Raw genomic sequence first — 287 nt, forward strand, 5'->3', positions numbered from 1 at the left:
ATGCCGCATAGACCCGGCCGTCGCCACCCCAGACGCCGATGATCACGTACATCGGAATCAGCATCGCCTCCCAGAAAACGTAGAACAGGAACAGGTCCAGCGCGCAGAACACGCCCAGCATCAGCGCCTGCATTGCCAGCAGGCTGACCATGAACTCCTTCACCTTGCGGTCGATCGCAGTCCACGAGGCGAGCACGCAGATCCAGCCCAACAGCGCGGTCAGGAACACGAAGAGTGCGCTGATCCCGTCGATGCCAAGTGCGTAAGTGATGCCCAGCGTGGGCACC

Annotated in this window: 1 protein-coding gene; it reads right to left on the reverse strand. The window is 61.7% G+C overall.

What is annotated here, in order from left to right:
- Positions 1–287, reverse strand: a 287-nt coding sequence (locus EN874_RS33240) for a proton-conducting transporter membrane subunit (protein WP_281061471.1), incomplete at both ends; no start/stop codon positions are given.

The organism is Mesorhizobium sp. M1D.F.Ca.ET.231.01.1.1 (genome assembly GCF_003999155.2).
GTDB lineage: Bacteria > Pseudomonadota > Alphaproteobacteria > Rhizobiales > Rhizobiaceae > Mesorhizobium.